Here is a 13699-nt window from a genome sequence, read left to right on the forward strand (position 1 = left end):
GCCGCCGCGGCCGCGCGGGCGTTCACGCTGCCGGCGGACCTCTCGGGCGAGCTGCGCGCGCTGGCGGCGGCGGAGGGGAGCACGCTCTACATGGTGCTCCTGGCCGCCTTCCAGGCGCTGCTGGCCCGCGCGGCCGGGCAGGAGGACGTCTGCGTGGGCACGCCCGTCGCCGGCCGGCCGCACGCCGAGCTGGAGGGGCTCATCGGCTTCTTCACCAACACGCTGGTGATGCGGACGGACGTGTCCGGCGCGCCGGGCTTTCGCGCGCTGCTGCGGCGGGTGCGCGAGGCCGCGCTGGGCGCCTGGGCCCACCAGGACCTGCCGTTCGCCCGCCTGGTGGACGCCCTGCGGCCGGACGCCGGGCCGGAGGAGATGCCCCTCTTCCAGGTCGTGTTCGAGCTGGAGCACCCGCGCCCGGCCGGCGAGCGCTTTCGGCTGCCGGGGGTGGAGGTCGGCGTCCTGCCGCGCCCGCCGGGAGAGGCGCGGACGCTGCGCTCCGCCCTGCGCCTGTCGATGACGGACGACGGCGAGCGCATCGGCGGCTCGCTCTCGTACCGCACGGCGCTGTTCGGCGCGTCGGCCATTGACGGGCTCGTGGACGGCTACCAGGCCCTGCTGCACGCCGCCGTCGCCGACCCGGACCGGTCCCTCGCGGATGTGCCCCTCGCCGGTCTCGCGCCCGCGGAGGGATCGGACGAGTGTCGCCAACCCATTCCTTGAATGGAGGCCAAGGAGCGTCATGCGGAGTCATTCGGCGCCACGCGCACCCCGCGGGCTGAATTAGCAACCCCTCTCGGGATGGCGCGGTTCGAAGCGCGCGGTCTGGCAACACCCTCTCGGGCGCGGTTCGAAGCGCGAGGTCCGGCAACATCCACCCAGGATGACGGAGGGTTGCCAACCCCCCTCCCGGGAAACAGCTGCTGTCCACATCCGGGACCAAGGGATCGGCCCGTGACGCCGGACGCATGTCGCCGATTGCCCCGCGCAGCGCGCATGGAGCACCGTATGCGCCATCTCTGAACACCTTTCCACTGGATCCGGGAGACGGACACCCGGGGCGCCTTCCGGACGGATGCCCGCGCCCCCCACGGGACGGGCGCACGGCTGATACGGGTCCCTGTCGCACGACATCCTCGCCGGGAGCGCCGGGAATCCCGTCCGCGCGGACGTGTGCGAACCGGACCGGAGTGTCCGTTGACCAATATCGGAATCAGACCTATTTTGAAGCGCGCGGGTTGTCGGGACGTGAGCAGGTGGAGCGGGGGAGCGCGGACGAGAACGGATCTCGTGCTTTCCCGCGCGTCCCCGCGCCCCGCGCGAGGGCCCGTCGATTTCCCGAAACGCCACACGGATGATGCAGACCGCCGTCACGCAGGACATGCCGCTTCCCCGCGCGCTGGGGGTGCTGGGCGGGATGGGGCCGCTTTCGTCCGCCGAGTTCGTGCGCACCATCTACGAGCACGTCCGCGGCGAGCGCGAGCAGGAGGACCCCGCGGTTCTCCTTTACTCCGATCCCTCCTTTCCCGACCGCACGGAGGCGTTCCTGGCGGGCGAGGAGGAGCGCATCGCCGTGCCGCTGGAGGCCGCGCTGCGCCGGCTGATGGGGATGGGCGCCGACCGGCTGGTGGTGTGCTGCATGACGGCGCACCACGTGTTTCCCCTGCTGTCCGACGCCGTGCGGGCGCGGCTGGTGTCGATGGTGGACGTCACGATCGAGGCGCTGGAGCACGCGCCCGGCCGGCACCTGCTGGTGTGCTCCAACGGCTCCCGCGCGCTGGGGATCTTCGAGCGGCACCCCGCCTGGGCGCGCGTGGCGGACCGCGTGGTCCTGCCGGACGCGGACGAGCAGGCGGCGCTGCACCGCGACGTGATCTACCGCGCCAAGCGCAACGTGGACCCGCACGCGCTGCTCCCCGTGCTGGAGGCCGCCCTGCGGCGGCACGGCGTGACGTCGTTCGTCGCCGGCTGCTCGGAGGTGCACCTGCTGGCCAAGGCGTTCCTGGCCTCGCCGCGGGGGGCCGGCTACGCCTGCGTGGACCCGTTCGACCTTCTCGCGCAGCGCGTGGCCCACGGGGCGGCCCACGCCGCCGCCGAGCCGGCCCTGGTCTGACGCGGTCGCCCGCCGCGCGCGTCCGGAGCTTCGCGGTCGCGGGACGACGATGATCGTGGTCCGCCGCGACGACGGGACGTCGACGGGGCCGCGGGATGGAGCTGCACGAAGGACAGGTGGAATCCCACGGCGCCGCCCCTCCGCGGCCGGCGCCGCGCTCTCGTTCGCCCAGGCGCAGCCGGCCCGGGCCGTCCCGTTCACGGTGTACCTCCGAAGGACCTCATGGAGAAGCGGCACACCCTCCTGCTGGGCGGGATCGGCGGCGACTCGCACTCGGTCGGGCTCACCATCCTGCGCCAGGCGCTGGCGCAGAACGGCTACGACGTGGTGTACCTGGGCACGCAGAACCGCCTGGCGGACTTCTTTGAGCGCGCCGCGCTGTGCGACGTGGTGATGCTGTCCAGCATGGACGGCCACACGCGCTACTACGTGAAGGAGTTCCCCGAGCTCATGCGGCGCTACCAGGCTCGCGCGCCCCTGTGGTACCTGGGCGGCAACCTCACCATCGGCGACGCGCTGGGGTACGAGGCGCACTTTCGCGAGATGGGCTTTGACCGCGTGTTCGTGAAGTTCGTGGACGTGCGCGCCGTCCTGGAGGTGCTGGCCGCCGACCTGGCCGCCCGCCCGCCCATCCCCGCCGCCGCGGCCCTGCGCGGCGGCGCGGACGAGGGGGCGCTGGCCCTGGGCGCCGCCGTCCCCGCCGAGGCGCCCCGTGACGCCGTGATGGAGCCGGACGCGTTTCACCGCGCCCGCGCCGAGGTGCTGCAGGGGTGGAAGACGGGGCACGCCGCGCGGTCGCTGGAGGAGAACGCGCGCTTCCTGGCCCGCCAGCCCTCGTTCGCCGGCCTGCAGGCGGCCGTGGGCGAGGGGCGCGCGCCCATGCTGGTGCAGCCCCGCAGCGGCGTGCCCCTGGCGGACCACCAGCTGCGGCTGTTCCAGGCGTTTCGCGCCGGGGGCGCGGGGGTGCTCTCGTACCAGGTGGACTCGCTCACCCGAAACAACGACTATCCCGGGGCGGACGAGGCCCTGCGCGAAAGCCGCGCGACGGGCACGCCCACCCTCAACGGGTTCCCCGTCATCAACCACGGCGTGCCCACGCTGCGGCGCATGGCCCAGGTCGTGGGGGTGCCCCTGCAGGTGCGGCACAGCACCCGCGACCCGCGGCTGCTGGCCGAGGTGGCCTATGCGGGGGGCGCCACGGGGTTCGAGGGCGGGGCCATTTGCTACAACCTCCCCTACTACAAGACCTACGCGCCCGAAGACTCCATCCGCGCCTGGCAGTACGTGGACCGGCTGACGGGACTGTATCACGAGCGCTTCGGCATCGTGCTGGACCGCGAGTTCTTCGGGGTGCTCACGGCCACGCTGGTGCCGCCGTCGCTGGCCATCGCCACGGGGATCCTCGAGGCGATCCTGGCCGTGCAGCAGGGCGTGCGCTCCGTGTCGCTGGGCTACGCCGAGGTGGGGCACCGGGTGCAGGACGTGGCCGCCATCCGCACCCTTACCCGCATGGCACGGCGCACGCTGGCCAACCTGGGATACGGGCGGGTGCAGGTGAACGCCGTCTTCAACCAGTACATGGCGGCCTTTCCCGCGGACCCGGCGCGCGCGGAGGAGCTCATCTACCAGTCGGGGGTGACGGCCGGGCTCTCCGGCGCCGCGCGGGTGCTGGTCAAGACGCCCGTGGAGGCCATCCGCATCCCCACGCTGGAAGACAACCTGCACGGGCTGTCGCTGGTGATGCGGGGGATCGCCGCCGCGCGCGACCTGGTGATGGACGAGGCGGCCGTGCGGGCGGAGTGCGAGGTGATCGAGCGCGAGGTGCAGGCGCTGCTGGACGGCGTGATCGTCTGCGGCGGGGGGAGCGTGGCGGCCGGCATTCCCGAGGCGTTCCGGCGCGGGTGGCTGGACATCCCCTTTTCGCCCAGCCTGTACAACCGCGGCGAGGTGGCGACGGCCCGCGACGAGGAGGGGGCCGTGCGCTTCCTGTCCCCCGGCCGGCTGCCGTTCGACCGCGCCCTCAAGGAGTTCCACCGCGACCGCATGTCCGCGCGGCGCCACGCCGAGGGCGAGGTGACGGCCCGCCGCGAGTACCTGCTCGTGGAGCAGGACGTGCTGCGCGTTCCCCGCTGCGAGTACGCGCACTGGCCCCTGTTCGACGGCGCGAGCCCCCGCGCTCCCCGGGAGCTCGCCGCGCGGGTGCGGGTGGGCGCCCTGGCCGTCGCGTCCTCCGCCCAGCCGGACGGCGACGACGGGCTGGCGCTCGCCGCGGCCGACGCCGGGCGCGCGGCATGACCCGCCGCGCGCGGCGAGGGACGGGGCGTGCCGCAGGGGGACGGGCCGGTTGAACGACGGGGCGTGGGGGGACGCTGGACGTGCCCGATCCCGGGCGGGCCTCGGCCGAACGCAGCCGCGAGGGCGCTGGCGGATGAGGGCGTGGGAGGCGCCGTTGCAGGCTGCCCCCTGTACCCCGTACCCTGTCCCCCGCGGTTGAAACGCCCGGCCCGCGGGACAACGCGCCGCCGCCCTGATCCCGAACGAGAACGCCTCCGCCAGAGGCACGCCGCTTTCCCGTCTCCATCGATGTCGCGATGACCGATTCACTGACGCCGCCCGGCACCGGCCGGCCGGACCGCCTGACCACCGAGCAGCGCATCGCCGTGATGCGGCAGGTCCTCAAGGCCCGGGAGCGCCTGGCCGGGGGAGACGAGGAGGCGCGCGCGGGCGGTGAAGCGCCGCCCCTGCGCCCCGTGCCGCGCGACGGGCGGCCGCTGCCGCTTTCGTTTGCCCAGCAGCGCCTGTGGTTCGTGGACCGGCTGCGGCCGGGGAGCTCCGCCTACGTCCTGCCCCTGCCGCTGCGGCTGCGGGGCCCGCTGCACTTGCCGTCGCTGCACCGCGCGCTCAGCGCCCTGGCCGCGCGGCACGAGTCCCTGCGCACCCGCTTTGGCCTGCGCGACGGCGAGCCGGAGCAGCGCATCGACCCGCCCGCCCCCGTCCCCCTGCCGGTGGTGGACCTGCGCGCCCATCCGCCGGAGGCGCGCGAGGCGGAGCTGGAGCGGCTGATGGCCGACGAGGGGCGGCGCCCGTTCGACCTGGAGCGCGACGCCCCCTTTCGCTGCACGGCCGTGCGGCTGGCGGACGACGACACGGCGCTCCTCCTGGTGCTGCACCACATCGTGGGCGACGGGTGGAGCATGGAGCCCCTCGTGCGCGACGTGTCCGCCTTTTACGAGGCGTTCGCGGCCGGCACGGAGCCCCGCCTGCCGCCCCTGCCCGTGCAGTACGCCGACTTTGCCGCGTGGCAGCGGGCGTGGCTGCGGGGCCCCGTGCTGGACGCGCTGGCCGGCTGGTGGCGCACCCGGCTGGCGGGCGCCCCGGCGCTGCTGGAGGTGCCCACGGACCGCCCCCGCCTTCCCGACCCGGACGACGACGGGGACCGCGTGGGCATCCACGTGGGAACGCGGACGGCGGCGGCCCTCCGGGAGCTGTCCCGCACGGAGCGGGTCACGCTCTTCATGACCCTGCTGGCGGCGTGGCAGCTGCTGCTGGCGCGCTACAGCGGCCAGGACGACGTGGTGGTGGGCACCCCCATCGCCGGGCGCACGCGGGTGGAGGTGGAGGGGCTCATCGGCTTCTTCGTCAACACGCTGGCCCTGCGGGGGGACCTGTCCGGCGACCCGGGGTTCCGCGCCCTGCTGCGGCGGGTGCGCGAGGCCACCCTGGGCGCCTTTCAGCACCAGGACCTGCCGTTCGAGCGGCTGGTGGAGGAGCTGGGGGTGGAGCGCGCGCGCACCCACACCCCCGTCTTCCAGGCCATGTTCATGCTGCAGAACGCCACCGTGGGCGAGCCCTCGCTGGGCGGGCTGGCCGTGGAAGGGCTGCACGGGGGCGCGTCGGGCGCCGTCAAGTTCGACCTGTCGCTGACCATGGAAGAGGCGGGGGAGGCGCTCCACGGCGTCCTTTCCTTTCGCCGCGCGCTGTGGGACCGGGCGACGATGGAGCGCCTGCTGACGCACTACGGCCGCGTGCTGGAGGCCGTGGCGGCGGACCCGGACCTGTCCGTCTCGGCCGTGCCGCTGCTGGCGGAGGGAGAGCGCGAGCGGCTGCTGGCGCGGGACGCCAGGCCGGCGCTGCCCGTGTCGCCCTGCGGCGTGCACGAGCTGTTCGAGGCGCAGGCCCTGCGCACGCCCGACGCCGTGGCGCTGGTGCTGGACGGGGAGACGATGACGTACGGCGCCCTGGACCGCGCCGCCAACCGCCTCGCGCGGCACCTGCGGGGGCAGGGGGTGCGGGCGGAGACGCGCGTGGCCGTGTGCCTGGACCGCTCGTTCGACCTCGTCGTGGCCGTCCTCGCCGTGTTCAAGGCGGGGGGGACGATGGTGCCCCTGGACCCCACGCACCCGCCCGCGCGCCTGGCCTACCAGGCGGACGACGCCGACGCCGCGCTCCTGCTGACGACGGAGGCCCTGCGCGCGGCGGCGGGCGCCCCCCGCGCGCGGCCCGTGCGGGTGGACGCGGACGCCGGGGCCATCGCGGCGGAGAGCGACGCGCCCCTGCCCATCTCCGTGCACCCGGACCAGCTGGCCTGGGTCACCTACACCTCCGGCTCCACGGGCCGGCCCAAGGGCGCCATGGTGCCGCACCGCGGCGCCGTGAGCTACCTGGCCGCCCTGGCGCGGGACGGGTCCCTGGGCCCGGACGACGTGGTGCTGCAGCGCACCACGCTCTCCTTCGACGCGTCCATCCGCGACCTGCTGGGCCCGCTCACGGCCGGCGCCCGCGTGGTCATCCTGCGCGCGAACGAGGCGGCGGACCCCGCCGTCCTCCTGCGCCGCATCCGGGAGGACGGCGTGACGGCCGTGCTGGCCATCGTCCCCTCCGTGCTGCGCCCCCTGCTGGACGCGGCGGAGGACGGGGTGCCCGGCGACTCGCTGCGGCTGCTGCTGTGCAGCGGCGAGCCCCTGGCGACGGCGGACTGCCGCCGGGCCCGCCGCCTGTTCGGGCCGGGGCTGCGGGTGGGCAACCTGTGGGGCGCCACGGAGTGCACGATGTCGTCCACCGTGCACGTGGCCACGGAAGGGGACGGGGAGGGGATCGCGCCCGTGGGGCTGCCCATCGCCAACACCCGCGTGCACGTGCTGGACGGGCGGATGCAGCCCGCGCCCGCCGGCGTGGCGGGCGAGGCGTACATCGGCGGGATCGGCGTGGGGCGGGGGTACCACGGGCGCCCGGGGCTCACGGCGGAGCGCTTTCTCCCCGACCCGTTCGGCCCGCCGGGGGCGCGCCTGTACCGCGTGGGCGACCGGGTGCGGCGCCGGGAGGGCGGGCCCCTGGAGTTCCTGGGCCGCGTGGACCAGCAGTTCAAGGTGAACGGCGTCCGCGTGGAGGCCGGCGAGGTCGAGGCCGCCCTGCGCGCCGTCCCCGGCGTGCGCGAGGCCGTCGCGGCGCCGCACGCCCCGGCGGGGGGCGAGGCGCGGCTCGTGGCGTGGGTGACCGGCGAGGTGCCCGCGGACGACGCGCTGCGGGCGGCCCTGGAGCGGACGCTGCCCGCGCACATGGTGCCCGGCGTGTTCGTGCGGATGGAGGCCCTGCCGCGTCTGCCCAACGGCAAGGTGGATCGCGGCACCCTTCCCGCGCCGGCCGCCGGCGGACGCGCGGAGGGCACCGCGTACGCGCCGCCGACGACCGCGACGGAGCGGGTGCTGGTGGAGGTGTGGGAGTCGCTGCTGGAGGCGCGGCCCATCGGCGTGGACGACTCGTTCTTTCGCCTGGGCGGCCACTCCATGCTGGCCGTGCGGATGATGACGCAGGTGCGCCGGCGGCTGGGGGTGGAGCTGCCCCTGGCGGCCCTCTTCGAGCATCCCACCGTGCGCGGGCTGGCGGAGCGCGTGGACGGCGGCGCGGGGTCGCGGGCCTGGTCGCCCCTGGTGGCCATCCAGCCGGACGGCGGCCGCGTCCCCCTCTTCTTCGTCCACCCCGTGGGCGGCGAGGTGCTGTGCTACGCCGACCTGGCCCGCGCCCTGGGCCCGGACCAGCCATTCTACGGCCTGCAGGCGGGCGACCTGACGCGGCTGGGGGAGACGGAGGCCAGCATCGAGGAGATGGCCGCGCGGTACGTGGAGGCCATCCGCCGCGTGCGTCCGCGGGGGCCGTACCTGCTGGGCGGATGGTCGTTCGGGGGATTCGTGGCGTTCGAGATGGCGCGGCAGCTCGCGGCCCAGGGCGAGGCGGTGCCGCTGGTGACGATGATCGACACGCGCGGTCCCGGCGAGCGGCGGCCGGCGGACGACGACCCCTGCGCGCGCCTGGCGGGGATGGCCCGCGCCGAGGCCCAGCGCGCGGGCCGGGAGGTCGCCGTCACGGAGGAGGAACTGCGGCGGCTGGACCCGGATGCGCGTATCGGGCACGTGCTGGGGCTGCTGCAGGCGGAGGGCGTGGTCCCGCCGGACACGGACGCCGGCTGGTTGGGCGCGTTCCTGCGCGGGATGGAAGTGCGGATGCGCAGCGCCCTGGCCTACACGCCGGCGCCGTCCGGCTCGCGCATCGCCCTGTTCGTCCCCGGTGACCGGGTGGCGGATGCCGCGTTCGCCGCGCTCCCGGCGAACGGGCCCGGGTGGGAGGCGTACGCGTCGGGCCCGCTGCTGACGCACACCGTGCCGGGGGACCACACGTCCATGATCCGCGGGGAGAACGCCGCCGTCCTGGCCGGGCACCTGCGGGCCATCCTCGACGCGCTCCCCGTGTAGTCGATCCGTTTTCCGGACCGGCATCGGATGAACGGCCCTGCATCCACGCGTGATGCAGGGCCGTTCGTCCGTTGCGGGCGGAAAAACCTGCCTTCCGATGGAACGCAGCCAGCGTCATCCTGAGAGGGGCGTTGCCAAATCTGCCTTCCGATGAAGCCCAGCCAGCGTCATCCTGAGGGAGCGCCGCGCATAACGTGAGCGCGCGCAGGACGTTGGCGCGACCGAAGGATCTTATGTGCGAAACTCGGAGCCCGCTTTCGTGCACGAGGGCAATCGCAGAGCTTCGCAGGCAAGATCCTTCGTCGCCGCCATGACCCGGGGCGCCGTCAGGGACCGCGCGGCGGCTCCTCAGGATGACGCTTCGATGCCGAATCCGGAGAAAGAATTCCGGATCAACAGCATTCTTACACGGGGCCTTCGGCCAACGGAGTTAACGGTAACTGATGGGAAGAGAAAACCGTTGACTCCGTTGGCCGAAGGCCCCGTGTGCCATCTTGCCGTAGAGCCATCCGACGCCAGCGCTCAGCGCCAGGCGCGAAAGACGGCGGTGGTGTTGTGGCCGCCGAAGCCGAACGCGTTGCTCAGCGCCACCTCCACGGGCCGCTCCACGGCGCGGTTCAGCGCGTACGGCAGGTCGCAGGCGGGATCGGCATCCTGGAAGTTGATGGTGGGCGGCACCACCTGGTGCACCAGGGAAAGCACGCTCGCCACGGCCTCCATGGCCCCCGCCGCGCCCAGCATGTGCCCCGTCATGCTCTTGGTGGAGGTGGGGGTGATGCGGTCCGCGTGCGCGCCGAACACGCGGCGGATGGCCGCGCTCTCGCTGGAATCGCCCAGCGGCGTGGACGTACCGTGCATGTTGATGGTGTCCACCGCCTCGCGCGGGATCCCCGCCTGGGCCAGGGCGCGTTCCATGGCCAGGATGGCCCCGGCGCCCTCGGGGTGCGGCGCCGTCATGTGGTACGCGTCCGCCGCGGCGCCCACGGCCAGCAGCTCCGCGTGAATGCGCGCGCCCCGGCGTTCCGCGTGCGACCGCGACTCCAGCACGAGCGCGCCGGCGCCCTCGCCCATCACGAAGCCGTCGCGGCCCGCGTCGAAGGGGCGGCTGGCTGTCTCCGGCGCGTCGTTGCGGGTGGAGAGGGCGCGCATGGCCGCGAACCCGCCCAGCCCCAGCTCGCACACGGACGCCTCGCTTCCGCCGGCGATCACCACGTCGGCCTCGCCGCGCTGGATGGCCACCATGGCATCCGCGAGGTTGTGGTTGCCCGTGGCGCAGGCGGAGACGACGGAGTGGTTGGGCCCGCGAAAGCCGTGGATCATGGAGATCACGCCCGGCGCCATGTCCACGATCATCATCGGCACGAAGAAGGGCGACAGGCGGCGCGGGCCGCCCTCCAGGTACGCGCGCGTCTGCTCCTGGAACGTCTTGAGCCCGCCCTGCCCGGAGCCGAAGATCACGCCCACGCGCTCGCGCTCCCCGGGCGTCATCGCCTCCGGGCGCAGGTCCGCGTCGCGGATGGCCTCGCCCGCGGCGGCCACGGCGTAGTGCGTGAACAGGTCCGTGCGGCCGGCCAGCTTGCGGTCCATGTGGTCCAGCGCGGAAAAGCCCTTCACCTCGCACGCGAACGTCGTGCTGAAGCCGGACGCATCGAACGAGGCGATGGGCGCCGCGCCGCTCACGCCTTCCACCAGCCCCCGCCATGCCGCCTGCACGCCGATCCCCACCGGCGACACCGCGCCCAGCCCCGTCACCACCACGCGCTCGCCCGCGCCACTGCTGGTCATCCGCCTCTCCCTTGCCTGGTCCGGCCGCGCGCGGCGCCTTGCTCCGCGCGGCATCCATCGTCATCTTTCGCAAAAGAGAACGATCGTTCTCAAAACTTGGAGAACGGATCGTGAATGTCAACCGGTCGGGGAAATCCGGCCGGGGCGCAGCGGAGGAGACGCGGATGGAGGATCGGGAGGCGACCAAGGGACGGCGGACGCGCGAGCGGGTGATCGCGGACGCGGCGCCGCTGTTCAACCGGCGCGGCTACGCGGGGACGAGCATCGCGGACCTGGTGCAGGCCGTGGGGCTGGAGCGGGGCGGCATCTACCGCCATTTCGCCGGCAAGGACGAACTGGCGATGGCCGCGCTGGAGCACGCGCTGCGGTTGTACGGCGACCGGGTGCGCGCGCACGTGGAGCGGGCGGAGGGCGCCGTGGCGCGGCTGTCCGCGTTCGCCGCCGCCATGGCCACCACGGCGGACGACCCGGCCGTCCCCGGCGGCTGCCCGCTGATGAACACCACGGTGGAGTGCGACGACGGCGAGGGCCCTCCGTACGACGCGTTGCGCGAGCGGGCGCGGCAGGGGATGCGCGACGTGATCGGCTTCGCGCGGCGGATCATGGAGGAGGGGATGGCGGCGGGCGAGCTCCCTGCGGACGTGGACGCCGCGGCGGAGGCGGAGCGGATGGTCGCGGAGATGGAGGGCGCGCTGGTGCTCTCGCGGCTCTTTGCCGATGCGCGCTACGTGCGGGACGCAGCGGGTCGCATCGCCGCCCGCGCGCGGGGGTGGGCTGCCCGCGCGTGATCCGGCGGCGGTTTCGGGGATGGAGGTCGAGATGGCCGTGCCGGATACACCCATGGATGACCAGATCCTCGGCTCCGCCGAACCTCCGCATATGGCGCCGCACCTTATGCGCTGCTAAGTTCGGAGGGAGCATCGTTTCGAACACCTTGTGCGGCAGGAGGAGAGCCGGGGTGAATCGCGGCAGTTTCGTGTAGTTAATTCCGAAAAAACTACTTACAACCAGGCAGGACACAATGATGCGAGGACGCGGGAACTTCGGCGTGATCATGGCAATCCTGTTCGCGCTCTTTTTTACCGCGGGTTGCGCCGACTCGACGATGCCCGAGCCTGGAAGGGCGGACTACGCTCCAACGGGTGTGCTTGGGGGGGCAACCCCGAGCAACGACTATGTACTTCCGCCGATCACAGTCACCGTTCCTCAATGTGATCCATGGACCGACCTCAACTGGTGCCAGGAGAGTGGCGGAGGTGGCGGACAGGATTGCATGTTCGATGTGGGGTTCGGCTACGGTGGTGGATTGGCACTCTCTTCCTGCCCCGGTGGAGGAGGTGGCGATGGCGGTGGAGGCGAAGGAAGTGACAATGGATTCCCGTCGCCGAGCCCCGATCAGTATGAAGGTCCCGGGGCGTTCGCCGCGTGCGTGGCTTCACTCTTTGTACTCATGGGCTCGACCTCGATGATGGAGCCGCTTGCGCATAGTCTGTACGACGCACGCAACGGTTATCACAGCGCTCGGCGTATGTATGATGCGGTGATGGCGAACAACCCTTCCGTGGAGATGGAACTACTGTACGAGCACCGCCTTGAGGTAGCCAAGGACGCTTATGATGATGCCGTGCAGGGCTACGCGCTCGGTGCCGGTGCATCCGTCATCGCGGTAATCGGCGCAGTGGCCGTGTGCTCGCCCGGTTTGCTTCTCCCCACACCCTGACCAGGAGCTGATGCACCGTGAATGATCTCCGGATGCCTCCGGTGGAGGAGTTCAGGACCGCGCGCCAGTTCAACCTCGCCGTCGCGGGATTGATGTTTTGCCTCGTGCTCGCATTCGCGGCGTGGGTGATCGCCGGCGCCGTGACGCATCACCCGGTGGAACTGCTGCGCGCACTCGCCGGCGCCGTCATGGCAATCGCGGCGGTGGTGCTCCTGGCGGCCGTGCACGCCGGATGGCGATCGAGGGAGCCGTTTCAGCACGGCCGGCGCTTCGTCCTCGGGATGGCGCTGCTTGGGATCAGCATCACGATCCTGGCTGCGGATCTGCGCTGAATGCGGGTCCAGGAGCGGGTGTCGCGCTCGTGGCGCGGCACGTGCCGGGCGAGCGCGGAGACACGTCCACTCCGAACCACACAGAGTCATGGCTCGCATCGGCGATTCCCCGCTGGAGATCTTCCCGCTGGGGCTTGGGGGCAACACCTTTGGAAACACGACGGACGCGGCGGCGTCCGAGGCCGTGCTGGACGCCTTCGTGGAGGGCGGCGGCAACCACGTCGACACGGCGGACGCGTACTCGCACTGGAAGCCCGGCAACCGGGGCGGCGAGTCCGAGACCATCCTGGGCGAATGGATGCGCCGCCGCGGCAACCGCCACGCGGTGCAGATCGCGACCAAGGTGGGCGCCCACCCGGAGCTCAAGGGCCTCTCCGCCGACACCATCGCCCGCGCGGCCGATGCGTCGCTGCGGCGCCTGCAGACGGACTACATCGACCTGTACTACGCCCACTTTGACGAGGAGGGGCGCCCCATCGAGGAGATCGCCGGCGCCTTTGACCGCCTGGTGCGCGAGGGAAAGGTGCGCGCGGTGGGCATCTCCAACCTGTCGCCGGAGCGCGTGACGGCGTGGATGCGCACCGCGCGCGAGAACGGCCTGGCCATGCCCGTGGCGCTGCAGCCCGAGTACAACCTGGTGGGCCGGCGCGGTTACGAGCAGCGCTACGAACCCCTGGCCAGGGAGCACGGCCTGCTCGTCTTTCCCTACTACGGCCTGGCCAGTGGATTCCTGAGCGGCAAGTACCGCACGCCGGCGGACCTGGAGGGCGCCGCGCGCGGCGGCAAGGTAAAGGAGTACCTGAACGAGGACGGGCTGCGCGTGGTGGACGCGCTCCTGGCCATCGCGAAGGAGCGTGATGCCGCGCCGGCGACGGTGGCGCTGGCGTGGCTGCTCGCCAAGCCCACGGTGACGGCGCCGCTGGCCAGCGCCACGCGCGTGGAGCAGCTGGCCGAGCTGCTGGCGGCGCCGCGCCTTCAGCTCAGCGCGGACGAGGTCGCGCGCCTG

General features: G+C 73.1%; 9 protein-coding genes. 8 read left to right on the forward strand and 1 reads right to left on the reverse strand.

Going from position 1 to position 13699, the window contains the following annotated elements; translation table 11 throughout:
• The 4 genes from VFZ20_RS17810 to VFZ20_RS17825 form a co-directional block, all read left to right on the forward strand.
• Window positions 1-720: condensation domain-containing protein (locus VFZ20_RS17810; protein ID WP_329685271.1), on the forward strand; the 720-nt coding region annotated here is incomplete at its 5' end.
• Window positions 721-1351: 631 nt separating this feature from the next.
• Window positions 1352-2110 carry an aspartate/glutamate racemase family protein gene (locus tag VFZ20_RS17815; RefSeq protein WP_329685272.1) on the forward strand — a complete coding sequence of 253 codons (759 nt, stop codon included), beginning with the start codon at window positions 1352-1354 and terminating at the stop codon, window positions 2108-2110.
• A gap of 222 nt (window positions 2111-2332) precedes the next feature.
• Window positions 2333-4405: a methylaspartate mutase subunit E gene (locus VFZ20_RS17820; protein WP_329685273.1), complete on the forward strand. Its 2073-nt coding sequence runs from the start codon at window positions 2333-2335 to the stop codon at window positions 4403-4405.
• 296 nt (window positions 4406-4701) lie between these two features.
• Window positions 4702-8856, forward strand: a complete 4155-nt coding sequence (locus tag VFZ20_RS17825; protein ID WP_329685274.1) for an amino acid adenylation domain-containing protein — start codon at window positions 4702-4704, stop codon at window positions 8854-8856.
• Window positions 8857-9378: 522 nt separating this feature from the next.
• On the opposite strand, the gene fabF is transcribed toward VFZ20_RS17825, so the two are convergent.
• A complete protein-coding gene (fabF, locus tag VFZ20_RS17830; RefSeq protein WP_329685275.1) occupies window positions 9379-10641 on the reverse strand; it encodes a beta-ketoacyl-ACP synthase II in 1263 nt (420 codons plus the stop codon).
• 164 nt (window positions 10642-10805) lie between these two features.
• Between fabF and VFZ20_RS17835 the strand changes: the two genes are divergently transcribed.
• The 4 genes from VFZ20_RS17835 to VFZ20_RS17850 form a co-directional block, all read left to right on the forward strand.
• Entirely contained in the window at window positions 10806-11429 is a 624-nt protein-coding gene (locus VFZ20_RS17835; RefSeq protein ID WP_329685276.1) for a helix-turn-helix domain-containing protein, read from the forward strand.
• 233 nt (window positions 11430-11662) lie between these two features.
• Window positions 11663-12361: a hypothetical protein gene (locus VFZ20_RS17840; protein ID WP_329685277.1), complete on the forward strand. Its 699-nt coding sequence runs from the start codon at window positions 11663-11665 to the stop codon at window positions 12359-12361.
• 32 nt (window positions 12362-12393) lie between these two features.
• Window positions 12394-12693 (forward strand): hypothetical protein, encoded by a 300-nt coding sequence (locus VFZ20_RS17845; RefSeq protein WP_329685278.1) that lies wholly within the window; start codon window positions 12394-12396, stop codon window positions 12691-12693.
• A gap of 88 nt (window positions 12694-12781) precedes the next feature.
• On the forward strand, window positions 12782-13699 hold a 918-nt coding region (locus VFZ20_RS17850; RefSeq protein WP_329685279.1), incomplete at its 3' end, for an aldo/keto reductase.

Origin of the sequence: Longimicrobium sp. (assembly GCF_036280135.1) — a bacterium.
Lineage (GTDB): Bacteria > Gemmatimonadota > Gemmatimonadetes > Longimicrobiales > Longimicrobiaceae > Longimicrobium.

Bases quoted from the DNA above. Each gene is read 5' to 3' on its own strand.
- VFZ20_RS17820 (WP_329685273.1), top strand. From the start codon at position 2,333: ATGGAGAAGCGGCACACCCTCCTGCTGGGCGGGATCGGCGGCGACTCG.
- VFZ20_RS17825 (WP_329685274.1), top strand. From the start codon at position 4,702: ATGACCGATTCACTGACGCCGCCCGGCACCGGCCGGCCGGACCGCCTG.
- VFZ20_RS17815 (WP_329685272.1), top strand. From the start codon at position 1,352: ATGATGCAGACCGCCGTCACGCAGGACATGCCGCTTCCCCGCGCGCTG.
- VFZ20_RS17840 (WP_329685277.1), top strand. From the start codon at position 11,663: ATGATGCGAGGACGCGGGAACTTCGGCGTGATCATGGCAATCCTGTTC.
- fabF (WP_329685275.1), bottom strand. From the start codon at position 10,641: ATGACCAGCAGTGGCGCGGGCGAGCGCGTGGTGGTGACGGGGCTGGGC.
- VFZ20_RS17845 (WP_329685278.1), top strand. From the start codon at position 12,394: ATGCCTCCGGTGGAGGAGTTCAGGACCGCGCGCCAGTTCAACCTCGCC.
- VFZ20_RS17835 (WP_329685276.1), top strand. From the start codon at position 10,806: ATGGAGGATCGGGAGGCGACCAAGGGACGGCGGACGCGCGAGCGGGTG.